Source organism: Pseudomonas costantinii (genome assembly GCF_001870435.1).
In the GTDB taxonomy this organism is placed as follows: Bacteria; Pseudomonadota; Gammaproteobacteria; order Pseudomonadales; family Pseudomonadaceae; genus Aquipseudomonas; species Aquipseudomonas costantinii.
Genome location: NZ_MDDR01000066.1, coordinates 15,602 through 42,377 on the forward strand (window position 1 = coordinate 15,602; position 26,776 = coordinate 42,377).

Annotated in this window: 21 protein-coding genes, 4 tRNA genes and 1 pseudogene; 13 read left to right on the forward strand and 13 right to left on the reverse strand. The window is 59.0% G+C overall.

Features of this window, described 5'->3' with window-relative positions; translation table 11 throughout:
* Nucleotides 1–123 precede the first annotated feature (123 nt).
* From BFL40_RS31550 to BFL40_RS31565, 4 genes are all read right to left on the reverse strand, one after another.
* Nucleotides 124–903 carry an ABC transporter permease gene (locus BFL40_RS31550; protein WP_071487620.1) on the reverse strand — a complete coding sequence of 260 codons (780 nt, stop codon included), beginning with the start codon at nt 901–903 and terminating at the stop codon, nt 124–126.
* A complete protein-coding gene (locus tag BFL40_RS31555) occupies nt 900–1,832 on the reverse strand; it encodes an ABC transporter ATP-binding protein (protein WP_071487621.1) in 933 nt (310 codons plus the stop codon). The genes BFL40_RS31550 and BFL40_RS31555 overlap by 4 nt, the downstream gene beginning before the upstream one ends.
* A gap of 134 nt (nt 1,833–1,966) precedes the next feature.
* Nucleotides 1,967–2,584 carry a glutathione S-transferase family protein gene (locus BFL40_RS31560; RefSeq protein WP_071487622.1) on the reverse strand — a complete coding sequence of 206 codons (618 nt, stop codon included), beginning with the start codon at nt 2,582–2,584 and terminating at the stop codon, nt 1,967–1,969.
* Nucleotides 2,585–2,640: 56 nt separating this feature from the next.
* A complete protein-coding gene (locus BFL40_RS31565; RefSeq protein WP_071487623.1) occupies nt 2,641–3,300 on the reverse strand; it encodes a transglutaminase-like domain-containing protein in 660 nt (219 codons plus the stop codon).
* A 191-nt stretch (nt 3,301–3,491) separates the two neighbouring features.
* On the opposite strand from BFL40_RS31565, the gene BFL40_RS31570 reads away from it, so the two are divergent.
* Together BFL40_RS31570 and BFL40_RS31575 are read left to right on the forward strand one after the other, a co-directional pair.
* Complete coding sequence (locus BFL40_RS31570; protein ID WP_071487624.1) at nt 3,492–5,939, forward strand: acyl-CoA dehydrogenase; 2,448 nt, start codon at nt 3,492–3,494, stop codon at nt 5,937–5,939.
* Between the two features lie 75 nt (nt 5,940–6,014).
* Nucleotides 6,015–6,422, forward strand: a complete 408-nt coding sequence (locus tag BFL40_RS31575; RefSeq protein ID WP_071487625.1) for a PA2817 family protein — start codon at nt 6,015–6,017, stop codon at nt 6,420–6,422.
* 127 nt (nt 6,423–6,549) lie between these two features.
* Here the strand turns inward: BFL40_RS31575 and BFL40_RS31580 are convergent, their stop codons facing one another.
* Nucleotides 6,550–7,482, reverse strand: coding sequence for a LysR family transcriptional regulator (locus tag BFL40_RS31580; RefSeq protein WP_071487626.1), 933 nt, complete (start codon nt 7,480–7,482; stop codon nt 6,550–6,552).
* Between the two features lie 89 nt (nt 7,483–7,571).
* Between BFL40_RS31580 and BFL40_RS31585 the strand changes: the two genes are divergently transcribed.
* Entirely contained in the window at nt 7,572–8,198 is a 627-nt protein-coding gene (locus BFL40_RS31585) for an alanyl-tRNA editing protein (RefSeq protein ID WP_071487627.1), read from the forward strand.
* Here BFL40_RS31585 and BFL40_RS31590 read toward each other — a convergent pair.
* Both BFL40_RS31590 and BFL40_RS31595 read right to left on the reverse strand, forming a co-directional pair.
* Nucleotides 8,195–9,769 (reverse strand): alkaline phosphatase D family protein, encoded by a 1,575-nt coding sequence (locus BFL40_RS31590; RefSeq protein WP_071487628.1) that lies wholly within the window; start codon nt 9,767–9,769, stop codon nt 8,195–8,197. The genes BFL40_RS31585 and BFL40_RS31590 overlap by 4 nt on opposite strands.
* Nucleotides 9,766–10,320, reverse strand: coding sequence for a GNAT family N-acetyltransferase (locus BFL40_RS31595; protein WP_071487629.1), 555 nt, complete (start codon nt 10,318–10,320; stop codon nt 9,766–9,768). Before BFL40_RS31595 ends, BFL40_RS31590 begins: the two co-directional genes overlap by 4 nt.
* 190 nt (nt 10,321–10,510) lie before the next feature.
* On the opposite strand from BFL40_RS31595, the gene BFL40_RS31600 reads away from it, so the two are divergent.
* The 6 genes from BFL40_RS31600 to BFL40_RS31625 all read left to right on the forward strand — a co-directional run bounded on the left by BFL40_RS31600 (nt 10,511) and on the right by BFL40_RS31625 (nt 17,815).
* Complete coding sequence (locus BFL40_RS31600; RefSeq protein ID WP_005786670.1) at nt 10,511–10,918, forward strand: ExbD/TolR family protein; 408 nt, start codon at nt 10,511–10,513, stop codon at nt 10,916–10,918.
* 2 nt (nt 10,919–10,920) lie between these two features.
* On the forward strand, nt 10,921–11,649 hold the full coding sequence (locus tag BFL40_RS31605) for an energy transducer TonB family protein (RefSeq protein WP_071487630.1): 729 nt from the start codon (nt 10,921–10,923) through the stop codon (nt 11,647–11,649).
* Nucleotides 11,650–11,673: 24 nt separating this feature from the next.
* Entirely contained in the window at nt 11,674–13,956 is a 2,283-nt protein-coding gene (locus BFL40_RS31610) for a TonB-dependent receptor (RefSeq protein WP_071487631.1), read from the forward strand.
* Nucleotides 13,957–13,973: 17 nt separating this feature from the next.
* The gene (locus tag BFL40_RS31615; protein WP_071487632.1) at nt 13,974–14,621 is read left to right on the forward strand and encodes a MotA/TolQ/ExbB proton channel family protein; all 648 of its coding nucleotides are present in this window, start codon (nt 13,974–13,976) and stop codon (nt 14,619–14,621) included.
* A 55-nt stretch (nt 14,622–14,676) separates the two neighbouring features.
* On the forward strand, nt 14,677–15,894 hold the full coding sequence (locus BFL40_RS31620) for a phospholipase D-like domain-containing protein (RefSeq protein WP_071487806.1): 1,218 nt from the start codon (nt 14,677–14,679) through the stop codon (nt 15,892–15,894).
* 181 nt (nt 15,895–16,075) lie between these two features.
* Nucleotides 16,076–17,815, forward strand: a complete 1,740-nt coding sequence (locus tag BFL40_RS31625) for a dipeptidase (protein WP_071487633.1) — start codon at nt 16,076–16,078, stop codon at nt 17,813–17,815.
* Nucleotides 17,816–17,844: 29 nt separating this feature from the next.
* On the opposite strand, the gene BFL40_RS31630 is transcribed toward BFL40_RS31625, so the two are convergent.
* Entirely contained in the window at nt 17,845–19,500 is a 1,656-nt protein-coding gene (locus tag BFL40_RS31630) for a M24 family metallopeptidase (protein WP_071487634.1), read from the reverse strand.
* Nucleotides 19,501–19,577: 77 nt separating this feature from the next.
* Between BFL40_RS31630 and pdxR the strand changes: the two genes are divergently transcribed.
* The 4 genes and pseudogenes from pdxR (at nt 19,578) to BFL40_RS33495 (ending at nt 24,661) form a co-directional block, all read left to right on the forward strand.
* Entirely contained in the window at nt 19,578–21,059 is a 1,482-nt protein-coding gene (gene pdxR / locus BFL40_RS31635; protein WP_071487635.1) for a MocR-like pyridoxine biosynthesis transcription factor PdxR, read from the forward strand.
* Nucleotides 21,060–21,176: 117 nt separating this feature from the next.
* Nucleotides 21,177–21,369, forward strand: a pseudogene (locus BFL40_RS33490) (response regulator transcription factor); the annotation flags it as partial.
* A 120-nt stretch (nt 21,370–21,489) separates the two neighbouring features.
* Nucleotides 21,490–23,670, forward strand: coding sequence for a hypothetical protein (locus BFL40_RS31640; protein ID WP_071487636.1), 2,181 nt, complete (start codon nt 21,490–21,492; stop codon nt 23,668–23,670).
* Nucleotides 23,657–24,661: an NAD(P)/FAD-dependent oxidoreductase gene (locus BFL40_RS33495; RefSeq protein WP_074851714.1), complete on the forward strand. Its 1,005-nt coding sequence runs from the start codon at nt 23,657–23,659 to the stop codon at nt 24,659–24,661. The genes BFL40_RS31640 and BFL40_RS33495 overlap by 14 nt, the downstream gene beginning before the upstream one ends.
* 5 nt (nt 24,662–24,666) lie before the next feature.
* On the opposite strand, the gene gltS is transcribed toward BFL40_RS33495, so the two are convergent.
* From gltS to BFL40_RS31670, 5 genes are all read right to left on the reverse strand, one after another.
* A complete protein-coding gene (gltS, locus tag BFL40_RS31650) occupies nt 24,667–25,878 on the reverse strand; it encodes a sodium/glutamate symporter (RefSeq protein ID WP_071487638.1) in 1,212 nt (403 codons plus the stop codon).
* A 200-nt stretch (nt 25,879–26,078) separates the two neighbouring features.
* Nucleotides 26,079–26,154, reverse strand: a tRNA-Gly gene (locus tag BFL40_RS31655).
* A gap of 3 nt (nt 26,155–26,157) precedes the next feature.
* A tRNA-Glu gene (locus BFL40_RS31660) sits at nt 26,158–26,233 on the reverse strand.
* Nucleotides 26,234–26,337: 104 nt separating this feature from the next.
* Nucleotides 26,338–26,413, reverse strand: a tRNA-Gly gene (locus BFL40_RS31665).
* A gap of 3 nt (nt 26,414–26,416) precedes the next feature.
* Nucleotides 26,417–26,492: transfer RNA gene (locus BFL40_RS31670), tRNA-Glu, on the reverse strand.
* Nucleotides 26,493–26,776 lie beyond the last annotated feature (284 nt).

The window sequence follows — 26,776 nt, forward strand, 5'->3', positions numbered from 1 at the left end:
CACCGCCGATACCGCGCCAGACACTAGATCGCGTCGCGACTAACGCAGCCTCGCTTAAGTTCAACAGCTGCTACGCACAAAAACGGCCTCATCAAGAGGCCGTTTTTTATCGCATCTAACAGATCACGTCCGCATCCCGCGCCCGCTCACAAGCAATCGCGCGCAACCGATATACAGCACCACGGTGGCCACCAGCATGAAGGTAATCGCCACGCTGATCTTGATATCCGACACCCCCAGGATGCCGTAGCGGAAGGCGTTAACCATGTGCAGCACCGGATTGGCCAGCGACACGGTCTGCCAGAACGGCGGCAGCAAGGTGATGGAGTAGAACACCCCGCCCAGGTAGGTCAACGGCGTCAGCACGAATGTCGGGATAATCGAAATATCATCGAAGTTGCGTGCAAATACGGCGTTGATAAACCCCAGCAGCGAGAAGATCGTCGCCGTCAGTACCACCACCAGCAAGGTGACCCCGAGGTGATGCACTTGCAGATGAGTGAAGAACAGTGACAACAAGGTCACGATCACGCCGACCATCAAGCCACGCAACACGCCACCCAAGGTGTAGCCGATCAAGATGGTGTGGGGTGACACCGGCGACACCATCAGTTCTTCGATGGAGCGCTGGAACTTGCTGCCGAAGAAACTGGAGACCACGTTGCCATAGGAGTTGGTGATCACCGACATCATGATCAGGCCCGGCACGATGTACTCCATGTAGGTGAAGCCACCCATGTCGCCGATCTGGCGGCCGATCAAATTACCGAAGATCACAAAGTACAAAACCATGGTGATCGCCGGCGGCAGCAGGGTTTGCGGCCAGATTCGGGTAAAACGCTTCACTTCGCGGTAAACGATGGTCTGCAGTGCGACGAGATTGGGTTGCAGTTCGGAACTCATACCGCCACCTTCGCCAGATTTTTCTCCACCAGGGACACGAACAACTCCTCAAGGCGATTGGTTTTGTTACGCAGGCTCAACACTTCGATGTTCTGGGTCGCCAACTGAGTGAACAGCGCGGTGATGCCCATGGCTTTGTCCACCTGGACTTCCAGGGTGTGGCTGTCCACCAGGCGGCTTGGGTAGCCGAGCAGTTGCGGTGGCAGCGACAGGTTGTTTTTCAGGTCCAGCACGAAGGTTTCCACATGCAACTGGCCCAGCAGGTTACGCATGCTGGTGTTCTCGACGATGGTGCCGTGGTCGATGATGCCGATGTTACGGCACAACTGCTCAGCCTCTTCCAGGTAGTGCGTGGTGAGGATGATGGTGATGCCCTTCTCGTTCAGCTCGGTGAGGAAGGCCCACATCGAGCGACGCAGTTCAATGTCCACACCTGCGGTGGGCTCATCGAGGATCAGCAGGCGCGGTTCATGCACCAGTGCGCGGGCGATCATCAGGCGGCGCTTCATGCCGCCGGACAGCGAGCGCGAAGGCACGTCACGCTTGTCCCACAGGCCCAACTGGGTGAGGTATTGCTCGGCACGTTCCTTGGCGATTTTCGCCGGAATGCCGTAGTAGCCCGCCTGGGTCACGACGATGTCGAAGGTCTTTTCAAACTGGTTGAAGTTGAATTCCTGGGGCACCACGCCGATGGAGCGCTTGAGCGCCGCCGGGGATTTGTCCAGGTCATGACCAAAGATATTCACTGTGCCGCTGGTCTTGTTGACCAGGGTGGAGAGGATACCGATGGTGGTGGATTTGCCGGCGCCGTTGGGGCCGAGCAAGGCGAAGAAATCACCTTCGGCGACGTCCAGATCGATACCACTCAAGGCCTGGAAACCGTTGCCGTAGGTTTTGGTTAGCTGCCGGATGGACAGAGCGGAACTCATATCGGATTACGCACCAAAGAAGGGAATAGGAAGAATAGATGAGGGCGCACCGCACGTCGTTCAAGGTCGGCGCATGACAGCCATGTTGGCTGCCCGCACCGCACAAGTACAGTCACCTGTATTAATAGTCAGTATTAAGTCAACGCGGTCATGACCGCTTTGCGGTAGGCCGGACGTTGTTTCAGGCGCTGGTACCAGGCCTCTAGATTAGGCATCGAGGGGCGCTCGATAGGCATTTCAAACCAGGCGTAGATAAAGCTGCCCAACGGGATATCGCCAATACCGATCTCGTTGCCCGACAGGTAAGGTTGTGTGGCGAGGGCCTGGTCGACCGTTTTGAGCACATTGATACAGGCCTGGCGCCCGGCATGGATGGTGTCCCAGTTCTGTTTCTCCGCCGGGGTACGCAGCACGCCCCAGAACACGATCCTGAACGGGTCCGCGAAAGTCGACGTGGTCCAGTCCATCCACTTTTCCGCGCCGGCCCGCGCTTTCAGATCGCTCGGGTACCAGCTCGAAGCCTGCTTGGCGCAGAGGTAGCGCACGATCGTGTTGGATTCCCAAAGCACAAAATCGCCATCTTCAATCATCGGCACCCGGCCATTGGGGTTCAACGCTCGGTATTGCGGCGTGTCGACCACACCAAAAGCCCCGCCCGCATCAATCGCTTCATAGTCCAGGCCGAGTTCCTCGGCGCACCACAGTGCTTTCCTGACGTTTGATGAATTTTTACGACCCCAGATTTTCAGCATGACCGCGCCTTATCGTTGATGAACATGGCTTGATGAACGCAGCAGCATACGCCGGTTCACCCGCGGCTTAAATCGGTCTGCATATCCCCCAGCAGCGTCGGCATATCCTCGGCAAACAGGTGCGGGTAACACTGCTGAATATGGGCGAAGAAAAACGCCTCGGGCACGTCAGGAAACTGCCCGTGGTCCACCACATATTCCATCGAACGCTGGCCTTGGCGGTTAAACGCGTGGAACACGCTGTCGTTGATACCATCGAACGCCAGCGGCGGTACATCAAACACGTCACACAGTTGCTGATTGAACGCCGGCGTGGCTTTGACCCAACGGCCTTGCAGATACAGCTCGGTGTAACCGTGCATGGCGAACACATCGCTTTTGAGCAACGCGATCAGGCGCGGCGTCGACAAATGGTTGCGCACATCCGCCAGGCCAATGCGCGCCGGTATGCCGCAGTGACGGGCACAAGCCGCGAGCAAGGTGGCCTTGGGCACGCAGTAACTTTCACCGGTGGCGAGAGCAAAGCTGGCGTTGAGGGTGTTTGGATCACGGCTGAAGGTGTACGGGTTGTAGCGAACCGCCTCACGCACGGCGTAATAAAGACTGACTGCCTGGTCACGCAAATTCGCACTGGAACCACGATGTTTTTCGGCGAACTCCACCACCGCAGGGTGGTCACTATCGATGAAGCGGCTGGGATTCAGGTACGTATCCATGAGCGTTATCTCCGAAGGAAGTCTGGAGTTTAACGACAGGTCGGCCATAGAGATAACGACGATTCGGCCAAATGTCGGCGCCTGCTGATCGGTGCTTCCAGCACAACTCGTTACACCCTGATCACCGCGCTTTTTCGGATGCCGACTAAGCTCCATGGTGGTTTCACCCCTGATTTCACGGAGGATTGAATATGCTGTTGTTGTGGATACTGGTTCTGGTGCTCGGCATCGCCTACCTGGCACACCGCCGCACTGCCCCCCTGCCCGCCCTGGGCGTGGTCGCCGTTTACCTGTTGGCGATGGGCGTCTGGAGCCACGCACCGGGATGGCTGCTGTTGATCTTCTGGGTGTTGCTGGCTGCCGTCGCGGCGCCGTTGCTGCTGCCGGACCTGCGTCGCCAGTACTTCACCAAGCCGCTGTTCAGCTGGTTTCAGAAAGTCCTGCCGCCGATGTCCGAGACTGAGCGTGACGCGATTGATGCCGGCACCGTGTGGTGGGACGGCGAACTGTTCAGCGGTCGCCCTGACTGGGACACGTTGCTGGCCTACCCCAAGGCGCAACTGACCGAAGAAGAACAGGCATTTATCGACGGCCCTACCGAAGAACTCTGCGCCATGGTCAGCGACTGGGAAATCGGCCAGGTCATGGACTTGCCGCCTGCAGCCTGGGAACACATCAAGACCCACGGTTTCTTCGCCCTGATCATTCCCAAGGAGTACGGCGGCAAGGGCTTCTCCGCGTATGCCCACTCCCAGGTCGCGATGAAACTCGCTACCCGCAGCGGCGACCTGGCCTCCACCGTGATGGTCCCCAACTCTCTGGGCCCAGCCGAGTTGCTGCTGCATTACGGCACCGACGAACAACGCAGCCACTACCTGCCGCGCCTGGCGCGTGGCGACGACATTCCATGCTTCGCCCTGACCGGCCCGCTGGCCGGTTCCGATGCAGGCTCCATGCCCGACACCGGGGTGATCTGCAAAGGCGAATGGGAAGGCAAGGAAACCCTGGGCCTGCGCCTGAACTGGGAAAAACGCTACATCACCCTGGGCCCGGTCGCGACCTTGCTGGGTCTTGCGTTCAAGGCCCATGACCCGGACCATCTGCTGGGCGAGGAAGAAGACCTGGGCATCAGCCTGGCGCTGATTCCTACCGACACCCCCGGCGTGGAGATCGGCCGTCGTCACCTGCCACTGGGCGCCGCATTCATGAATGGCCCCAACTCCGGCAAAGACGTGTTCATCCCGCTGGAATTCCTGATCGGTGGCCAGGAAATGCTCGGCAAGGGCTGGATGATGCTGATGAACTGCTTGTCGGTGGGCCGTTCGATTTCCCTGCCCGCCGTCGGCACCGGCGCTGCCAAGTTCACCAGCCTGGTGACCGGCCAGTACGCTCAAGTCCGAGAGCAGTTCAACGTACCACTGTCGGCCTTCGAAGGTATCCAGGAAGCCCTGGCGCGCATCGGCGGCAACGCCTGGCTGATGGACAGCGCGCGCATGCTCACCGCCAATGCCGTGGACCTGGGGGAAAAACCCTCGGTGCTGTCGGCGATCCTCAAGTACCACCTCACCGAGCGCGGTCGCGAGTGCATCAGCCACGCCATGGACGTGCACGGCGGCAAGGGCATCATCATGGGCCCGAACAACTACCTGGGCCGCAACTGGCAGGGCGCACCGATCTTCATCACCGTGGAAGGCGCGAATATCCTCTCGCGCAACCTGATGATCTTTGGCCAAGGCGCGATACGCTGCCATCCATTCGTGCTCAAGGAAATGGCACTGGCCGGTCGTGAAGACCATGACCAGGCGCTGAAGGAATTCGACGGCCTGCTGCTGCAACATATCGGCTTCGCCGTGAGCAACGCCGCCAGCACCCTGGTACTGAACCTGGGCATTGGGCACTTCGAGAAGGCACCGGGCAATCGCCTGAGCCAGGGCTATTTCCGAGCATTGAACCGTCAGGCTGCTGCGTTCGCGCTCCTGGCAGACTTGAGCATGATGCTGCTGGGTGGCGAGCTGAAACGTCGCGAACGCCTGTCGGCGCGACTGGGTGATGTACTGAGCCATATGTACCTGGCGTCGGCGGCGCTGAAGCGTTATCACGACCTGGACTCGCCGGACCACCTGGAACCGCTGTTCACCTGGGCCATGGAAGAAAGCCTTGGCGAGTCGGAACGGGCGCTGGATGAACTGCTGAGCAATTTCCCCAACAAGGTGCTGGGCAGCTTGTTGCGCGTGATCGTGTTCCCGTTCGGCCGTCGCCATACCGGACCGTCCGATGCGCTGGATGCCGAGGTGGCCGCAGTGATTGGCCGCGCCAAAGGCGACCCGACCCTCGAGGAGTTGCTGGCCGGCTGCTACCGTCCGCAATCGGCGGACGATCCAGTGGGCGCCCTGCAACATGCCTACGACCTGCTCGACGCCAGCCAACCCTTGCAGAAAAAACTCCATCAAGGCCTCAAGAGTGGTCAGGTCAAGCCTGCCGCCGGGGAGCATGCTATCGATGCCGCCCTGCACGCCGGCGTGCTGCAACCGGCCGAAGCGCAAACCCTGCGCGACGCCGAAGCGGCACGGCGCAAGGTGATCGACGTGGATGATTTCAGCAAGGAAGAGCTGACCCAGGCTGAGGGCAAAGTCCGCTGATCCCGGCGGTCATATAAAAACGGGCGCGAGAGGCATATACTCTCGCGCCCGTTTTTGCTTTAGAGGACTTATCTCGTGTCCAACGTCGTTGCCGATCATCTCGTCTTGCTCGACCACCTGCGCAGCATCCTGGTTGCCGTCGGCGAAGCCGAACAGGTTCCCGAGGAAAGCCATTCGCTGTTCCTGGAGCGTTTCGACGAATTGCGCGCCCTGCTGCCGATCGACCCGATCGAAAGCCAATACCTGGGCCAGGACCTGATGAGTCAGGTCATTCTGCGCTACCCGCAAATCGCCCACCTGGTACCGCGCGACCTGCTGTGGTTCTTTGGCGGCGACTGCCTGCACTTCATGCCCGACGAAGAACTGGACCTGTACCAGGCCCTGGAAGAGCGTCGCTTTGAAGCTGAGCAGAACGACGAGCCGTTCGACTGGAACCAGGAAAAGCAGCTGTTGGCCATGCCGATTGACCAGAGTAAGCACTGATCGCGGCTGACAACCTGTTTTCCTGTGGGAGCTGGCTTGCCTGCGATGCCGGCGACTCGGTCTGTAAGTCAAACCGAGGCGATGCCATCGCAGGCAAGCCAGCTCCCACACAAACGAGTTCCCACGCCTACCTTCGACGCAGTGTTGGTTCGCGTGCCATGCACGCCACCAGATAATCAATAAACACCCGCAACTTCGGCGGCAAATACCGCGTAGGCGAATGCAGCAACCACGCCTCGCCGTGGTAAGACGCAATAAAATCCCACTCCGGTAACACCTGCACCAGCCGCCCTTCTTCCAAAGCATGGCGCGCGGTGAAATACGGCAAGCTGCCAATCCCCACATGCTGCAATACCGCATCCAACCGCACGCCCGTGTGGTTCGCCGCATACCGCCCACGCACCCCGACCGTCACCGCCTTGCCACCCTGACGGAATTTCCAGCGGGAGTCCCCCGGGGTCTCGCCAAGGTAGATGCAACTGTGCTCCAGCAAATCATGAGGATGTCCCGGTGCGCCATGCTCAGCCAGGTACTGCGGCGTGGCGCACAGCAAGTGTTCGATCGGCAGCAACTGGCGGCCGACCAACCCCGGCGGTGGGCTGTCGGTGATGCGGATACTCAAATCGACGTTATCGTCGATCAGGTCCACATGCCGATCCTCAAGGATCAGTTGCACATCCACCTTGGGATAGCGCCGCAAGAACTCCGGCATATGCGGGTGCACCACAAACCGCCCCACCGCCTTGGGTACGCTGACCCGCACCAGGCCTTCGGCTTCGTGGGTGAACTGACCGCTGATCTCCATCACCGAACGCGCCGCGTTGACCATCTCCTGGCAACGCTTGAACACCTCTTCACCGCCTTCACTCAGGCGCAACTTGCGCGTGGTGCGTTGCAGCAAACGCGTGGCCAGCGCCTGCTCCAGGCGCGAGATACTGCGGCTCACCGCCGAGGGTGAGACGCTCAGTTGTCGCGCGGCTTCGGAGAAACTGCCGGTTTCGACCACTTTGACGAAAATCGCCATTTCACCCAGCAGCGGCAAAGGAAGATTGATGCTCATGACGCACAGGTCCATTGATAATTGAACGGATTATCACCCATCTGCGCACTATTTATACTGCCCGCAGAACCCTGATGCGGATGTAGATGATGACCGAGCGCCTGTTTTTTACCCACGACCACCTGACCGCCGAACTTGAAGTGCTGAGCTGCACAGCGCATGAGGACCAATTTGCGGTCACCTTGCAATCGACGATCTTCCATCCCCAGGGCGGCGGGCAACCGTTCGACACCGGCTGGCTCGGCGACAGTCAGGTCGTGCGCGTCATTCAGGAAGCCGATCATGTTGTGCACTATGTGGATCAACCCGTGGAGCCTGGCCCGATCACCGCGCGGGTCGATGAACAGCGTCGCACCCTGCATACACGCCTGCATTCCGCAGGGCATTTGATTGGTAACGCCGGCGAAAACCTCGGCTGGATGCCGATCAAGGCCCATCACTGGCCGGGCGAAGGCAAGATCACGTTTATCCGTGGCGAAGCCGCACAAGCCATGGACGCCGAGGCGATTCAACAGCAGATCAACCAATGGATCGCCGCTGACTACCCGCGTCATATGGCTTTGGAGGACGGCACCCGCGAAGTAGGGTTCGGCGAACTGCCTGCCTACGCGTGTGGTGGGACACATGTGCAAGCGTTAAGCGAATTGGGCCAGGTGACGATTCTGGCCCTGTCGGAAAAAAAGGGCGCGCTGTCGGTGCGCTACAGCCTGGATTAAACCGCTATCGCCCCCGCTCGCCCGGGCTCCACCACAAATGACTTGAGGGTGGAAACCGTGGCCAGCGGATCACATGGATCAGTAATCACACGAAAGTTCGTCAGCATCTTCTGTGCCTCCAATTCCACCGACACATAGCCGCGCTGACGACTGTCAAAAAACTTCACATGGGGGTTAAGCGGCAAAATCTGAGTGAACGCGTCAAAGGGCGGGCCATCGGACGTCACCGAACTGCCTACGAATTCGGTGGCGACAACCGGCGAATTCAGGTCATTGGCGTCAGCGTGCAAATCCGTGGTCCAGAACGAGTGGATATCGCCACCCCAGAACACCGGATTTTTCAGCTGTCGACGCTGGATGGAAGCCAGCATCCGCTCACGGTTTGCCATGTAGCCATCCCACCCATCCGTCCAGCGCCCAAGCTTGTGATCTGTCAGGTCACGGTGGGTCAGCGGCGCCACTAACAAGTCCTGGGCGATCACATTCCACTGCGCCTGCGACTCGGCAAACCCTCGGTCCAACCAGGCTTCCTGTTCCCAGCCAAGCATAGTGCGGCCGGGGTCGCGCAAGTCGGTACATGTGTTGTCTGCGATATGTCCCTGGTGACTGCCATTGGCCAAAATACACGGTTGCTCGGAACGGTACTGTCGGCCGTCCAGCACATGAAAGCGCGCCAGTCGACCGTAGTCCAGGCGCCGGTAAATGCGCATGTCCGGCCCCTTCGGCAGGCTGCTGGCGCGCAGCGGCATATGTTCATAAAACGCTTGGTACGCCGCTGCCCGTTGCTTGAGAAATTGCGCCACCGGAATCTTCGGGTCCTGGGACCAGCGGTTGGCGTAGTCGTTTTGCACTTCGTGATCATCCCAGGTCGCTACGCTAGGTGCCGCCGCATGCAAGGCCTGTAGATCCGGATCGGTTTTGTACAGGGCATAGCGGTTGCGGTAGTCACTCAAGCTCACCGCATAGCCACTGCCATGGGGGCGAATAATTTTGCCCGAGTCCGCCGCATAGGAACTGTCGTAGATATAGTCACCGAGGAAAAACACCAAATCGGGTTGCTCCGCCGCAAGGTGTCGATACGCACTGAAATAACCTCGTTCCCAGTGCGAGCAGGACACAAACCCCAGCCGTGCCGACGCCATGGCCTGCACCGGTGGTGCCGTACGTGCCTGACCTACCGGGCTCTGTGCGCCGAGGCCTTCGAATTGGTACCAATACGGCCTGCCCGCTTCCAGCCCTGCCACCTCGACGTGTACCGAATGGGCGAAACGTTCCGTCGCCGTGACCTCACCCTGCCTCACGATTCGCGTCATCGCCGCATCGCTGGCCACCCGCCAACGCACCGGCACTGCACGGCTCAAACCACCGCGCCCATCCGCCGCGTTGAACAACGGTGCCAGACGCGTCCAGATCACAAAACCATCCGGCAACGGATCACCGGAGGCCACGCCGAGGGTGAACGGGTAATCAACCCCGGCACTGCGCGCAAACGGGCTGAGGATTGAAAACGCGGTGGCCACGGCAAGCCCGGCGAGTACCCTGCGACGGTCATGGTCCACTGTGTTGCTCACAACCGGCGCTCCCAGTCATCACGTACGGTGGCGAAGCCGAGCAAGTCCTCATATACGCCATTTTTGAGAAACGCCTCGCGCATACATCCCTCATAGCGCAGGCCGATTTTCTCCATGACCCGAGCCGACTCCTTGTTGCGACCGAAGCATTGGCTGCCCACCCGCTGTAACCCCAGTTCGATGAACCCAAAGTCCATCACCGCACTCGCCGCTTCTGCCGCATAGCCTCTGTTACGACAGTGCGCCGCCACCCAGCCGCCAAGATGACCATAGAGATGGCGAGTGGTGATGCGTAGGCTGACCATGCCGACCAACTCACCGGTTTCACGCACGTGCATCCCCAGGCCCAACAAACCACCCACACGGTATTTTTCTTCCATCTCGCCAATAAAAGCCTGCGCCACTTCCAGGGTGTAGGGCGACGGAATGTTCGCCGTGTTGTCAGCAATTTTCGGCCCATTGGCGAGGCTGAAAAGCACCTCGGCCTGGTCCATTTCCAGTGCCCGCAATAGTAGACGCGGCGTGGACAATTGAGGCAGTGCAGTCGGCATGCGGGGCGGCTCTCGAGATAAATTGCTCAAGCATGTACGCCCTTTGTGTCAATTTCGCTACGTCACAAAAATTAACAATGAACTACCTGTAAGACGCGTCCTAGAGCCTTCAAAACGTAAATTAAAGTTAACCATTTGGTCATTTTTGGTTGTTAGCGTGTCGCCCCTAATTCAATGACGGGGTAACGGAATGAGAACCTGGGACGAACCCAAAAAACGCAAGGCGCACATCGAGTTGATCCCGATGATCGACGTGATGATGTTCCTCCTGGTGTTTTTCGTACTGGTGAGCTTGAACGTGATTCCTGCGCTCGGCATGAAGACTCAATTACCTAGCGCCAGCAGTTCGCAGCAGCTCAAACCGCAGAACAAATTCATCCTGACCCTGGGCCTGGAAGGCCAGTTGCAACTCGATGGCAAGGACCTCACGGTTGATGCTTTGGTACCGGCGCTGAAGGCCGCTGAAAAGCCTGATACCAAGTCGACGATCATCGTCAACAGCGACAAGGGCGTGGAGGTTTCACGCCTGGTGGAAGTGATGGACACCCTGCGTCTGGGTGGCTTTACCTCCGTGTCCATCGCCACGCGTAAGTCCTGATCATGTACGTCTTGTTTCGTGCGCGTCAGCTGCTGGGCAGTGTCCCGGCCGTGATCGCCCTGGTGCTGATTGCAATGGGTATCCAGTCACAGACCTTGAAGGTCACGCCGGTGTACGACGAGTCGGCGGTCGAGTTGGCATTGGTCGAACCTGAGCCTGAAGTCGTTCCGGAACCGGTGGTTGAGCAAGAGCCGCCACCGCCGGTCATCGAGGATGAAGAGGCCGAACCAGCCCCGCCGCCACCGCCGCCAAAACCACTGCCAAAACCTGAACCCAAGCCCAAGCCGGTGCCCAAGCCCGTGGTGGCCGCCAAGCCGACACCGACGCCAACCCCGGCACCTGCGGTCGCGGCCAAGCCGGTGCAGGCAGCCGTCGCCCCGACGCCGGCACCGCCTGCTCCTCCGGCACCGCCCAAAGTCGATGGCCAGGCCCTCGAAGGCGGCTACCTCAAGGGTTTGCGCAACGAGCTGGACACCTACAAGCAATACCCCACCGGGCGCCAAGCGTCCCTCGAGCGTCCCAGTGGCGAGGTGGTGGTGTGGTTGTTGGTAGACCGCCAGGGTCGCGTTCTGGACTCCGGCTTGCAAACCCAGGCCCCGAGCATGTTGCTCAATCGGGCCGCCACCAACAGCTTACGTCGCATCAAGCAAGTCAAGCCGTTCCCTGAGCAAGCCTTCGGTGGACGTAACGAGCAACGCTTCACCGCCACCTTCAACTACAGCGTGCAATAAGCACCCGACACCAGGACGACAGTGATGAGGTTCACACGTATTCATCTGGCACTTGTTGCCGCTACGAGCATGACCCACGGAGTGGTCATGGCAGATACCAGCGACAGTGACGTCGGCACTATTGGGGTTCAGGGCAAGGCCACAGCGGGTGGCGGCTACATGGTGCAAGAAGAAAGCATCAAGGGCCGCTCCACGGTGACCAAGGAAGCGCTGGATAAACAGACGGCTACCGGTAACGCAATCGACAAGCTCAAGTACACCCCGGGCCTGAACATCTCCAGCGAAGACAACACCGGTCTGTCGGGCTTTCGTTTCACCATGCGCGGGCTCAACTCCGACCAGGTGGGGATGTCAGTGGACGGTATGCCGATCAACGACTCCGGCAACTACGCGCTGTACTCCAACCTGCTGGGTGATCCGGAAAACATCGACCAGATCTTCGTCACCCAGGGCTCGTCCGAAGCCGACGGGCCGCACATTGGTTCCAGCGGTGGCAACATCGGTATCGTGACCATTCGCCCGACCAAGGAAACCGGTGCGTTCGTCAAACAGATCGTCGGCAGCAATGCCACCCGCAAGACCTTCGCACGGCTCAACACCGGTGAGGTCAACGGCCTGAGCAACTGGCTGTCGGTGTCCCATACCGAAGGCGACATGTGGCGCGGTTCGGGTGCCGTGCGTGCAGACAAGGTGGAGTGGAACAGCTTCTTCGACGCCGGCAACGGCAACACCGCCAACCTGATCCTCAAGTACCACGAGCAGGACAACAACAGTTACAGCCAGTTGACCAAGGGCCAGTTCCAGCAGTACGGCCGCAAGTACGACCCCTACCCCGCTACCCCGACCGTGGGCAGCAACGGCAAGGTCAACAGCTACTACGCCCTGGCGCAGAACCCGTTCCAGACCTTCACCGGCGTGCTCAACACCCAATTCAAACTGGCCGACAACCTGGCCCTCTCGGTCATCCCGTATTACTACTGGGGTAACGGCAGCGGCGTAGGTTCTTCCAGCTACGCACTGAATCGTGGCTCGAACCAAGGCGGTATTTTCGACCTGGGCAACCTGCCCACCGCAGCCCAGTACAACGCAGACGGTTCCTCCACCACCGGCGTCTACTACCGCCCTTCCCGCACCCAGACCTGGCGCCCGGGTATCACCACCAAACTGAACTGGGACCTGGGTGATCACAGCCTGCAATTCGGCTACTGGTACGAGCGTGCGCGCCAAAGCCAGACCCAACCGTTCATTGCCCTCAAGAACAGCGGCAAACCGAGCGACACCTGGCCGGACGGCAGCGCCGTGGTCGATGCCAACGGCAACACGGTGCAGGGACGCGACCGTTTCACCATCACCCCGGCGCAAAAAGTCTGGGCCCAGGACACCTGGTACATCAACCCGGATTGGACCCTGGTGACGGGCCTGGCCTACATGAACGTCAAGCGCGACGGTACCAACAACGGCAGCCTCACCGAGCAGCCGGAAAAACGTAACCAGTCCTACAACAAGCTGCTGCCAAACGTCGGCCTCAAGTACCAACTCGACGAGCGTGACCAGTTGTTCTACAGCCTGTCGCGCAACATGCGCATCCCACAGAACTATGTGCTGTATGACAAAGGCGCCGGCTCCATCGACTCCAAACCGGAAACCAGCTGGAACCACGAGTTGGGCTGGCGCTTCACCGATGAAGACATGACCGTGGCAGCCACCTTGTTCTACATGCAGTTCAAGAACCGCCAGGTCTCGTCCAAGGACATCAACGGCGACTTCGCGGACATCAACGCCGGCGACGTTAATAACAGCGGTCTGGAGTTGGAATGGAGCGGCCTGCTGCCCAACCACTTCAACTACTACACCTCCTACACCTATACCAAAGCCGAGCAGCAGGACGACTTGACCGTCTACAACGCCGGCAAGGCCATCGTGTTGCCCACCAGCGGCAAACAGTTCGCCAACGTGCCGAAGAACATGCTGGCCGCCAATATCGGCTATGACGACGGCCGCTTCTACGGCACTTTCGGCGGCAAATACACCAGCAAGCTCTTTGGCGACCTGACCAACGACGAGGCCATCTCCGGCCGCACCATTTTCAACCTCGGCGCCGGTATCTACCTGCCGGTGGACAAGAAAGTGGTCAAGGACGCAACCCTGCGCCTGAACGTCGACAACCTGTTCGACAAGAAGTATCTGGACGGCGTGTACACCACCAAGACCAACGCGGCGAGCTACAGCGGTTTCCGCGATGGCGACCCGGCTTACATCGTCGGCCTGGACCGTACCGTCACGGTTTCCCTGGAAGCGAATTTCTAACTGCGAGGCTATAGATCATGGACATGAACCTGCTTCACGACGTCACCTTCTATGTGATGTACGCCGCCATGGCGATTGCGATTTTTATCACCATTGAACGTGGCATCTACTTCGCCTACGTGCGCCGCCAGGCCCGTGCCTTGACCGAGGTGCTGGGCGCCAACGTGCACAGCGAGCGTGACTTGCCTGAAAGCCTGACCCGTCGCGACAGCCTGCCACTGAACATGGTGCTGCCGATCCTGGCGCAGAAGTCTTCCCATGGTTCGCGCAAGGACCTGGATGACGAGATCGAAACCCAATACCTGAAGACCCGCGCGCCGCTGTCCCGCAGCCTGTGGATCATCGAGACCATCACCACCGCCGCGCCGCTGCTGGGTTTGTTGGGCACCATCCTGGGCATTATCGACACCTTCAAGGCGTTGGCTTCGGCTGGCGTGTCGGACCCAGGCCAGATTTCCGGTGGCATCGGGACGGCCTTGTTCGCGACCGGCTTGGGTATCGCCATCGCGCTGTTCTGCGTGGTGTTCCACAACTTCTTCCAGGACAGCCTTGAGCGCATCAACGATCAGCTGAAAATCCTGCTGATCCGCGCCGCCACCGGTGCCCGCGTACAGGGTGAAGTACCGCACCTGGTGCCGACTCCACTGCACAGCCGTACTGCATGACCCTCAGGGCGGGCGCGTGATGCGCCCGCCCTTCTTTTTGCCCGCCGAGACACCTATGTCCCTATCGATGAAGTTGCGTATCGCAGGCCTCGCCGGCCTACTCCTCAGTCCGCTTGCCCAGGCGGACTTTTCAATTCCAGGGTTTGAACTGGTGCACACCGTGCCGGTAGACACCGCGCTGGGCACCGCCGATTTACGTCAACCGGGGCCGGTATGGATCGAGTTGTTTGATGGGGCGAAAAGCAGCATTGATATTGGCCAGTTCTACGCCGCCGACCATCCCGGCTCGGTGATGGACAAGGTGATTGAACACCTGGAAGCCGCCGGCAAACGCGGCGTGAAGATTCGCTTTCTGCTGGAAGAAAAAGGCATCCGGTTGTCAGAGGCGTCCACCCTGGAACGCTTGCGCGCCATTCCCAACCTGACCTTCCGCGTTCTGGCGTATGGGCAACTGAGTGGCGGGATCATCCATGCCAAATACATGGTGGTGGATGGCAAGCAAGCCTTTGTTGGCAGCCAGAATTTCGATTGGCGTTCGCTGGAACACATCCACGAAACCGGCCTGCGCATCAGTGATGCAACCGTGGTCAGCCAGGTCCAATCGATCTTCGATCAGGACTGGCAAGCCCAGGCAGCGCTTACGGAAAACAAACCCGTGCCACTGCCCGCCGCCGGCCAAGAACCTGCACGCACCGGCAACTACCTGGTGGCCAGCCCACAGCGCTACAACCCACCAGGCGTGGGCGATTCCCAACTGGAACTGCCGCGCCTGCTCGGCGAAGCGAAAAAGGAAGTGCGCGTGCAACTGTTGGACTATGCACCGCTGTCTTACGGCCCGGACAGAACCCGCCCGTACTACGCAGTGATCGATAACGCCGTGCGCGCAGCCGCAGCGCGTGGGGTATCGGTCAAACTGATGGTGTCCAACTGGAACACCGACAAGCTGGAACTGCCCTACCTCAAAAGCCTGGCCGTGCTGCCGAACGTGCAGGTCAAAATCGTCACCCTGCCCGAAGCCAAGCAAGGGTTTATTCCTTACGCACGGGTGATCCACAGCAAGACCATGGAGATCGACGGGCAAGTGGCCTGGATCGGCACCAGCAACTGGCTGGGCGGGTACCTGGATAACTCGCGCAACCTGGAGGTGGTGATGCGCAATGAGGCGATGGCCAAGCGTGTAGGGGAACTGCATGAGCAGTTGTGGGATGGGCCGTATGCCAAAGCACTGGACGTGGCAGCGCAGTACCCGGACCCTCACCCCGGCAAACCTTGAAAACCGGCTTTGCGAAATAAATACGCCGCACCGTGTGATGCGGCGTTTTCGTATTTGAGTAGGACATTTCCCTCATCCGGGTCTCCCCTACTGCTCCTTCGCGGTGTTAGTGTGTGAAATTGTTTCTGACATTTCGATCAGAAATTGCCCACTCTCACTTTGCAAAGGAATGCCTCTAACAATGCACTTTCCACTGAAAAAACTGGTGGCTGCCACCCTGTTCGCCGCCAGCTTGTCGGCCGTCACCACACCCGTTTTCGCCAACATCACCGAGCAACAAAGTGCGGCGATTCTGAAGAGTTTCAGCGAAACGTCGGTCACCGATTTCCGCGGTTTCCTCGGCACCCTGGCCAAGGGCGATTTGGGAAAAACCAACGACGTCGGCCCGGCCATCAGCGCCTTTCTCGATAACAAAACCCTGAGCGCCGATCAGCAGAACGAAATCAATCGCCTGCTCGGTATCTATACGCGAGTGAAATACGGCAAGGCCGCCCTCGAAACCCTGCGCGAGCTGGTCGAAATCCCGACGTTTAACGTGGACGGCCTGCCACAGTACAAAAACCCGGAGTTCCTCAAGATCGCCGGCAAGATCCAGGAACTGGCCAAGGCCTTCAACCTGAACTTCCGTAACGTCGACAACCGTGTTTACGAAATCACCCTGGAAGGCAGCAGCGACGAAGTCGTCGGCATCCACGCCCACGCCGACGTGGTACCGGTGACGCCGGAGAACTGGGTGCTGAAAGACGGCACCAAGCTTGACCCGTTCAAGGTCACACTGATCGGTGATCGCATGTATGGCCGTGGCACCGAGGATGACAAGAACGGCATCGTGGTGGCCCTGTACGCCATGAAGGTGATCAAGGAAGAAAAGCTGCCGCTGGCGCGCACGTTCAAGCTGCTGGTGGACACCACCGAGGAAACCTCCGGCGACGCGATCCCCTACTACTTCGAACACAACCCGACGCCGCAATACAACCTGGCGCTGGATGGCGGCTACCCGGTGGTGATTGCCGAGAAAGGCTATGGCACCGTCATGGCCACCTTCCCGGTGCGCAAGGGTGAGGGCAAAGGCGCGGAAATCATCTCGATGACCGGCGGCATGGCCACCAATCAGATTCCTTCGGTTTCGGTGGCCACCCTGGTCAGCGACAAACCGGCTGAACTGGCCGCCAGCCTGCAGAAAGCCGGCGCAGACTATGCCAAGGCCAATGGTGGCGACTTCCAAGTCGACGCCAAAGTGGTCGGTAAAGACGTCAAGTTGACGGTCACCGGCGTGTCCGCGCATTCGTCCGAGCCGCAATCGGGCATCAACCCGGTCGCGCGCATGCTGGAGCTGATCCACAGCGTCGACGGCAATATCGCCCTCAAGCACAACCACATCACCGACGCCGCGCGTTATGCGTCCGATAACTGGGGCCTGGATTACCTGGGCGGCAAATTGGGCGTGGGCTTCTCCGATGACTTCATGGGGCCATTGACTACCTCGCTGACCTTTGTCGGGCTGGATGACAAAGCCTTCAAGCTGGCGGTGAACCTGCGCGTGCCGAAGGGCAAATCCCCGGAAAAATTGAAAGCGGAAATCGCCGACAAACTGAGCGCGTGGGACAAGAAATCCAAGGTCGACGTGAGCTTCAAGTACTCGGTGGCCGAGCCGATGTACCGCAACCCGGAAGGCGAATGGGTGAAGGCTTTGTTGGCCGTGGCCAGTGAAAACCTGGGCATGGAGCACAAGTTCGGCACCTCCGCCGGTGCGACCTCTGTGCATGAACTGCCCAATGGCGTGCAATTCGGCCTGGCGCGCCCGGAAGTGAAATACACCGGGCATACCGACGGTGAGTTCAAGACCGTCGACCAGTTCCTGCTGGACTTGCAGATCGTCACTGAAATGATGGGGCGTGTCGGCCAGTTGCCGAAGCTCTAAGGCCGTTTGAGCCCGCCGCAACGGCGGGCTCATCGCATCAGGATATCTTCGAAAAACCCACCGATGGCCAGGGTGGGATGACAGAGCTGGATCTCCAGCACCCACACCATTTCGCTGGGTGTGATTTCCAGCTCAGCCAGCTCCTTGTCCCCGAACAACGCATGGGGGAAATCCGCAATGCGGTGGCCTGCCAGATTGCGTGACAGCCGCCAGCCTTTGGACACGGCACGCTCCTCGGCAAAGTCATACAGCTCACAGCCGGTCATGCCGCGTAGCCAGGCTTCGCGCGTCTCATCGAAGACTTCATGCAACGCCTTCCTGCAGTCCAGATGCAGTGGCGATTCGCCAAAGACGAAAGTATCACCGTAGTCGCCCTCGTAGCCGTCCCACACCGGACCAAGGTCCACGACCACGATATCGCTTGCGCGCAGTTGGCGTAGCGGATCAATGCCTTCTCGTGACGGACGCACCGTGTCGTCGCCAAAGCGGATGTAGGTCGGGTGCCAGGTATGCGAAGCGCCCATGGCTTGCAACTGTTGGCTCGCCATATCCAGGGCCGCGCCAGTGGTCATGCCGACCTTCAGTTGGCTGGCGATCGCCGCCAGCGCACGCACGGTTTTCTCACGTGCGGCGAGCATGCCGTCCAGAGAATAGCGGGGGCCGACTTTCTCCCAGGTTTCATCCAATGAACTGAGGAGCGTGTCTACACCCGACTGGCCGCTGGGTACAAAGGCTTCGGCGACAAAACGATGGCTCGGCAAGCCCGCTTCCAGGCAATCTGCACGTGTCTGGCTGATCATGAGGCCGTTACCGCAGGCATACACCTGGGCCGCTTCCCAATGGTGCCCATGACTCAGCGCAACTTCTTGCACTCTGCCCTCTGATGCCAGTACCGGGTGCCAGTGAAAACGCGGGTGGTCGGTGACCGATTTGTCCAGGAATACGCGGTCGTAAAAATCTGCCGCCTGCGCGCCACCCCAATAAAACGTCACCTCGACATCACGTTTCAAGGCGGTCAGCAGGATCGGCTTGATACCCGCGTAGCCAGTGCCTGTGGCGAACAGGACGACAGGCGCATCGTCATCGTCCTGCCAGGTGCAGGCACCAAAAGGCCCTTCCAATTGCAGTAGATCGCCAGCCTCAAGGTCGCCCAGGATAGTCTCGGAAAAAAGCCCTCCGCTCACCCGGCGAATCTGAAACACCAGGCGCCCATCGCCTTCGGCCGGCAGGTTGGCGATCGAGAAGCAACGCGAGTCGCCATCGTCCAGACGAAACTTGAGGTACTGGCCCGCCCGCGCGGCCAACGGCATATCCGGCATCACCACCAACTCAATGATGCCTGGGCTGAGTACGCACTTGCTCAGCACCGTCGCCTCGACGACCAGCGCGGGTGTGTCCAGGGACCAACCGGGAATTTCCAGGCGCATATCGGCGCAGGCATGGCTCTGGCACAACAGCATTTCATTGGCCGCCAGGGGATAACATGGCGCCGGTGCGCCCGGCACCAGGTGCTTGGGCCGGTATTCCCCCTGCGTGACCACGACCTTGCAGGAGCCACACGCACCGCGCCGACAGGAAAACGGCACGGGCAAGCCGCTGGCGAGCATTGCATCCAGCAACAGTTCGTCACCGGCCTCAAAGGTGGTGCCCGAGGGAGAGAGTTCGATTACATGGCGTGGGTTCATAAAGACCTCGGGGTGAGTGAGGCCTGATTGTTGCGCTAGACTAGGCCCATTAGAACCTCCAGTTTTGGATACTTTAGATGGTCCAGATGCGTAAATGGCGCCCCTTGCTCAAGCTGGATGCAGACGCCAGCCAGGCGTCCTATCGCAAGATTACCGAAGGCCTCGTGGCCGCGATCCTCGAGGGCCGACTGCCTCCCGGCACCCTGCTGCCGGGCACGCGGGAAATGGCGCGGTTGCTCGACGTCAACCGTAAGACGGTGATCCTGGCCTACGAAGAAGCCTTGACCAAAGGCTGGCTGATCAGCGAGCCGCGACGCGGGACGTTCGTCAACACGCAACTGGCCACCCAGCCTGCGCCCAATCCCGAGCAGCAATCCTTCGCACCACAAATCCTGGACCAGGCAGTCGTCCCGTATTTCACCCAGAACGCCCAGGTGATCGCCCTTCAGCATCGACATGACGCGCTGTTTTTCGACAACGGTGCCAGCGACCATCGTTTGCTGCCGCAAGCCGTTTTGCATCGCTACTACCGCAATGCCCTGCGCAACAGTTTTGCCTCTAACACCGTGCGCTACGGCAGCGAGGGCACCGGCTATTACTTGCGCTGTGCGTTGGCGCAGATGCTGCGCAACAATCGCGGGCTGATGATCAGCGCCGAAAATATCTGCCTGACCCCAGGTACCCAGGTGTCGCTGTTCCTGACGGCCAGCCTGCTGATCCAACCGGGTGACGTCGTCCTGGTGGAGCGCCTGAGTTATCCGCCGGCGTGGGAGATTTTTCGTCATCTCGGTGCGCGAGTGATCACAGTCGACATGGACGATGAAGGTTGCCGTACAGACCACATTGAACAGCTATGCCGTGAGCATAAAGTCAGGCTGATTTACCTCACGCCGCACCACCAATTCCCCACCACCGTGAGCCTGCATGCGGCACGCCGACAACAGTTGCTGGCGTTGGCGGCGCTGCACGACTTTTGCGTGATCGAAGAAGACTACGACCACGAGTATCACTTCAACGGACGACCGTACCTGCCATTGGCCAGTGACCGTGCACAACGTCATGTGATCTATATCGGTTCGTTATCCAAGGCACTGGGGTCCACATTTCGCTGCAGCTATGTGGTTGCCCCCACACCCGTGATTGAAGCGCTGCAAGGCAGCGCCGCACTGGTCGTAGGAGACAGCGATGCCGTCGCACAGAAAATGCTGGCAGACCTGATCAATGACGGTGAATTGAAGAAACACCTGCGCCGTGTGTCGAAAGAATACGCGGCACGTCGAGAAGTGCTGCAGAGCTGCCTACACGAGGCATTCGGCGATCGTATCCAAGTACGAGAGCCTGAGGGTGGCTTGGCGCTCTGGGTACGTTTGCAGGATGACACCGACGTTGATCAGTGGGTAACAAGAGCCCTGGACCAGGGGGTGGTAGTGCGTAGCGCGCGTCAGTTTTCGCCCATGAACCTGCCGGAAAATGCACTACGCCTGGGTTTTGCCTCGCTGGATCGCGATGAAATCCGTCAAGCCACCCTACGCCTGGCGCGGGCGCTGAACCCGCGCTGAAGGCACAGGAGAGCAAAAACACCGATCACGTACCGCTCTTCACCTTGGTCCAGACACATGTACGGATTCGCCCCAACTTCAAGAGCAATAGCTCAAGGGGAACCAGTGCGGTAATGAACAACGCGCGAAAAGGACGTACTCAAATTGCTGCTGAGTGGTTTTCTAACAAAGATAGCCCGCAAACTTTCCCTGTCGACAGAAACGATAAAGGTGCATCGGCATAACATTTACAGCGAATTGAACATCAAGACGCGTTCCGAACTGTTTGCTCGTTTTTATGCCAAAACAGGATGTTCACGCAGTGAATTAAATTCGACGGCCCAGGCTATCGTCCTGACGACTCCTTTAACGGCTACCTAGCCGTTCGGTCAGTTACCGCGCTGGAAACCTTTGCGTACCCTGCCCTCTGATTTCTGTCGGAGGAATTGGAGTGTCTTTGATCAGCGATGTCGAACGCGCCTGCACACGCCTGGCCCCCGCCGGATGGCGTGCCCTGCTGCTGCACCATGGTTTGGACATAACCTCGGCCACGCTACATGAGGAACTCGCCAAACCGCTGCAAATTAATCGTACGCATCCCGGCTTTGAGGATTTCTCGTCCGATGGAAATCGTGGTATCGAAGCTGGGCGTCCGGCTGACAGTCTGCTGTTTCATGCATTCGCCTCCCCCAATGTGACCACCGGGGTTAAAGGTGAAGTGCTATCAGCCTTCCCCACCGCTGCCGAAATTGAACATATCCTAAATTATGTTTACGGCGTCGATCCCCCCAACCTGGAGACTTTAAGGCAGCTAGCGGGTGATGCAGAGCTGGCGATTGCGGTATTTGCCTATGAGTATCGACCGAAACCTGAAACCGTGCATGGATGTCGGGCGGACTTGTGTTTTTCCCGCGCGGGGGTAGCCAGGGTCGGCACGGCGGACGCGCTGTATGATCCCCAACAGAGAGGTTTCTTACCCTTTGTCGAGGGCCATCCCAGTCAGATGCGGGTTATCCCGGCGCGCTACGGTGCCTTCATCGCAGCCAAGCAAACCGGCCAGTCGCAACAATTTGGCCCGATGAACGCTCAACCCATCGACCACGACCTTGAGTTTTGGGTGCCACTGCACAAAGTGTTTGATGGCAACGAGTGTCTGGCCGGGATGAGCCTGAGAGTGCAGCTGGAAAATCACCAGATCAATGAAAAGATCGGACAGATCCACAGGCGCTTTCGTGATACGGGCTGGCAGGAGCCTGACATTCTCAACGCGCCTTTCGTCATTACCGAGGGATTATGCCATTGGGCGGATGTCGGTAAGTTCGCGCCTGGCTTGCTGGTGCCCGACGTCAAGGAAACACTGGTCGAACTGGCCTATTATCAAGGGCAGCCACTATCTTTCATGATGCCTTCGGGCACCGGTGGCTTGGTGCATGGACGCCATCATGTGCGCGACGACGGTTCGATTGAAGACCTCAACGAACGGGAAGATGTCGAGGCCATCGTCAGGGCGGGTGGTTATCGAGCCCTGCACTACCAGGACGCAATGGCCGACGGTTGGGTACGCGCGCATTGCCCCGCGCTGGAACTTACGAGTATCGCCGCTTATTCCATCATCGGCGCGCCAGATTTTTTCCCACTGTGTGGGCAACGGGAGCTAAAACAATGGTCCAGTAACCCCGACATTTTCCCTTGCCCAGCGCTACCTTGCCCAGAGGTGTGGCATACGCGGGTCAACCCACTGTCCGATGTGCGTTTTTTCATCAATCAATCCCTTACAGGTGGTTATTTCTCCCCTGAAGACCGCAGCGTCACCGCGATCGTCTCCCACCCCCAGCCCTTCACAACACCACGCGCGACCCTGCCTGTGCAACGCGCACAACGGCAGTCCTGGCTACCGGACTTCGCCAGCGGCGTCTTTGGCCCAGGCTGGGAAATCGGTCGAGGCCTGGTCGATGCGCCCTTTGCCAATGTGCTGTGCGGCTATCAGCTAGCCAGCCCATTTACCGAGGATGCGCGAATTTGTGCAGCGCTGGGTTCGTACTGGCCCGGGGTGGCACCTGACTCCACCCGCACTTTTGAGCCCCGTAGTGTTTCAGCCACGGTAATCCCTCTGACTGACTATGAAATCGGCCTACACGATAACCCAGCCTGGGATGGTCGCAGCGGCCCCACAGTGATTGAAGTGCAAGGCCACATGCGAGTGCAGTACCACGCCTACGAGTACAGCGATTACACACAGGCCGCGCTGACTGGTCGATTGTCCTTGGCCGTCACAGGGCAGACCAGCACCGAGCAATACCATCAGCGTGTGCTGGGGATGCGCCGCGCGTATCAGGTAGTCGGTGCTGGTTCGGACAATGAACAGCGAAAACGCTGGCCTCTGCTGTCGTTTTCCCTGGTGCAATTACCGGACGACACCTTCGAGGCCGCTCAGCAAGAAGCCGGCTTTCGACTGGAGGGCGAGGTGTATTACTACAGGCTGTACAAGCATGGCGCGATCACTACACCCGCGCACAACTTCAAGCTTCGCCAAGTGGAGATAGAGCAAGAGGTCGAACTGTATATGAGCCAAGATGCACTGCTTATCCGCCAGAACGGAACAGCTTGGCGACAATACGATGAGTCACTTTGACGTTGTTGTCGTAGGCGCAGGCCCAGCGGGGTGTGCGACGGCTATTTACTGTGCACAAAAAGGTCTGCGTGTAGCCCTGCTTGAGAAAAACCTACTCCCCAGACATAAGCCGGGGGAAACGTTGCATCCTGGGGTTGAGCCACTGCTGCATCAACTAGAGGTCACCAGCCTGGATTACCCACGCCACCCAGGCCATTGGGTGCACTGGGACGGCCTGCCGCGTTTCAATTCGTACAACGAGGGTCGCGATGTTGCCTGGCAGGGCTTCCAAATTCCACGCGCGTTGCTCGACCAACAACTGCTTGAACGGGCACGCGCTCTGAACGTACAGGTCGTACATATCAAGACTGCCGGCCAGATAGTGCAACAACGAGGCCGCGTTCAGGGCGTCCAAGCGGGCGAGACGCAATGGACCGCGCACTTCTTAGTAGACGCCACAGGGCATCACGGCTGGCTACAACGCCAACTACAAATACCTTGGCGCCGTTTTTCACCGCGCTTGATCGCACGGTATGGCTACTGCGAAAACAGTAGCCTGCCGGATAACAAACTAGGGCTTTTTGCCAGCCCATACGGTTGGCACTGGATAACCCGCATCAGCCGCAACTGCCTTCATTGGACCCAACTGGCGTTTACCGAAGACACTAAGCACCGCTCAACACCAAGGCTATTGGAGCCATTTACAGCCGTCGGCCGGATTCGCGGTGCAGATGTTTCGTGGCGATTGAGTCGCACAACGGCCGGACCTGGTTACTTTTTAGTCGGTGACGCAGCTGCGACGCTCGAACCCTGCGCCTCCCACGGTGTGATCAAGGCACTGATGTCCGGCATGCAGGCAGCCTCGGCGATTATCGACTGTCTGTCGTGGCCAGTTGGCGAGGCGACCGTACAAACGGCTTATCAGGCTTGGATACAAAAAGGCGTGGAACGCGATGTGCTCGCCCTACGCAGCTTTTATCACACTCACCCCTATCCACCAGACTGGCTTTAGCCCCCTCAGCCCGCCGCCCCCAGAAACGGCAGCGCCAAGTACAACTTGATCACCACCGCGTTGGTGATATCGATGAAAAACGCCCCCACCATCGGCACCACCAGAAATGCAATCTGCGAAGGGCCGAAGCGTTGAGTCACCGCCTGCATATTGGCAATGGCAGTCGGCGTGGCACCCAACCCGAAACCACAGTGCCCCGCCGCCAACACCGCCGCATCATAGTTACTGCCCATGACGCGGAACGTCACGAAAATCGCGAACAGAGCCATCAATAGCGCCTGTGCGGCCAACAGGATGACAATCGGCAAGGCCAGCGCCGCCAGGTCCCAGAGCTTGAGCGACATCAGGGCTATCGCCAGAAACAACGACAAGCTGACGTTGCCCAGCAACGACACTTCGCGCTCAAACACTTGGTGCCAGCCCAGTGCCGATAAGCCATTGCGCAACACCACACCGACGAATAGCACACACACGAAGGTTGGCAGTTCAAATGCCGTACCTTGAATAAAACCACTGAGGAACGTGCCGATCTGCAGGCTGATCGCCAGGAGTGCCAACGTCTCAATGAACGAAAACGAGGTGATCATGCGTTCCTGATTGGGCTGCTCGAACCCTTTCGGCAGGCGCGGTTGCGCTTGCTCAACACCAGGCACCTGGACACGCTTGATGAGCAAGCGCGCGACCGGCCCACCAATCAAACCACCCAGTACCAAGCCAAAGGTCGCCGAGGCAATCGCCAGTTCAGACGCGGAGGCCACGCCATACTTCTCACTGAACACCGCGCCCCATGCGGCACCGGTGCCGTGCCCGCCCGACAGCGTGACAGAGCCGGCCAGCAAGCCCATCAACGGATCAAGCCCCAACGCCTTGGCCAAGGCGATGCCCATGGCGTTTTGCACCACCAGCAGGGCCGTCACGACCAACAGGAAGAGACCCAACACACGCCCGCCTTTTTTCAGGCTGGCAAAGTCCGCATTCAAGCCAATGGTGGCGAAAAACGCCAACATCAATGGGGCTTGCAATGAAGCGTCGAAACGAACCTCGACATCGGCCAGTACGCGCAACGCCAGAAGCAAGGCGGCAACCAATAAACCACCGGCGACCGGTTCCGGAATACTGTAGGCCCTTAAAAAGCCGATCCGAGAGACCAACCAACGTCCCAGCAGCAACACCAGGGAGGCGGCGACCAGCGTTGAGTAGAAATCAAGTTGAAGCATCTGGGCAGTTCTCTGAAGTGAACAGGGAGAATGGGCTGACCAGAGTAGAGATCGCGGAACGAGTGCACACCCACACAGCAAGAAGTACAGACCATTCCTACAGGCTTCACAACAAGACCTGTACACCTCGTGTATCGCGCAGGAGAAAAAAAGCACAAACAAAAACGCCGATCATCACTGATCGGCGTTTTCGTTAAATATGGAGCGGGAAACGAGACTCGAACTCGCGACCCCGACCTTGGCAAGGTCGTGCTCTACCAACTGAGCTATTCCCGCAAATGGCGTCCCCTAGGGGACTCGAACCCCTGTTACCGCCGTGAAAGGGCGGTGTCCTAGGCCACTAGACGAAGGGGACACGCTACTGAAACACATGGTGTGTGTTTCAGTGCCCAGAGGTTAAATCCGAAGATTATGCCCTGGTTTCACTCAGTGCCACCCGAGGGCAACACTGCTTAAATTTGGAGCGGGAAACGAGACTCGAACTCGCGACCCCGACCTTGGCAAGGTCGTGCTCTACCAACTGAGCTATTCCCGCATATGGCGTCCCCTAGGGGACTCGAACCCCTGTTACCGCCGTGAAAGGGCGGTGTCCTAGGCCACTAGACGAAGGGGACACACGTACAACATTCACTCCCTACCGCGTTTCGCTGTGTGCTTTACGCTGTAAGTGGCGCGCATTCTATGGATGGATTGAAAGGTCGTCAACCCCCAAGGATAAATTTATTTAAATCAATGACTTCGCCCTGCTTTCCAGGCCTTTGCGGGCATTCTGACCGTCCGGGCTTTGACGCCTATATTCTGGCACCCGACAAGGCGCTATAGTTCGCCCAAGCAAATGATGGCAATGTGCATCTACGCAGGGAACTCTTTCCTATATAGAAGAAATGACCCGGGCAAC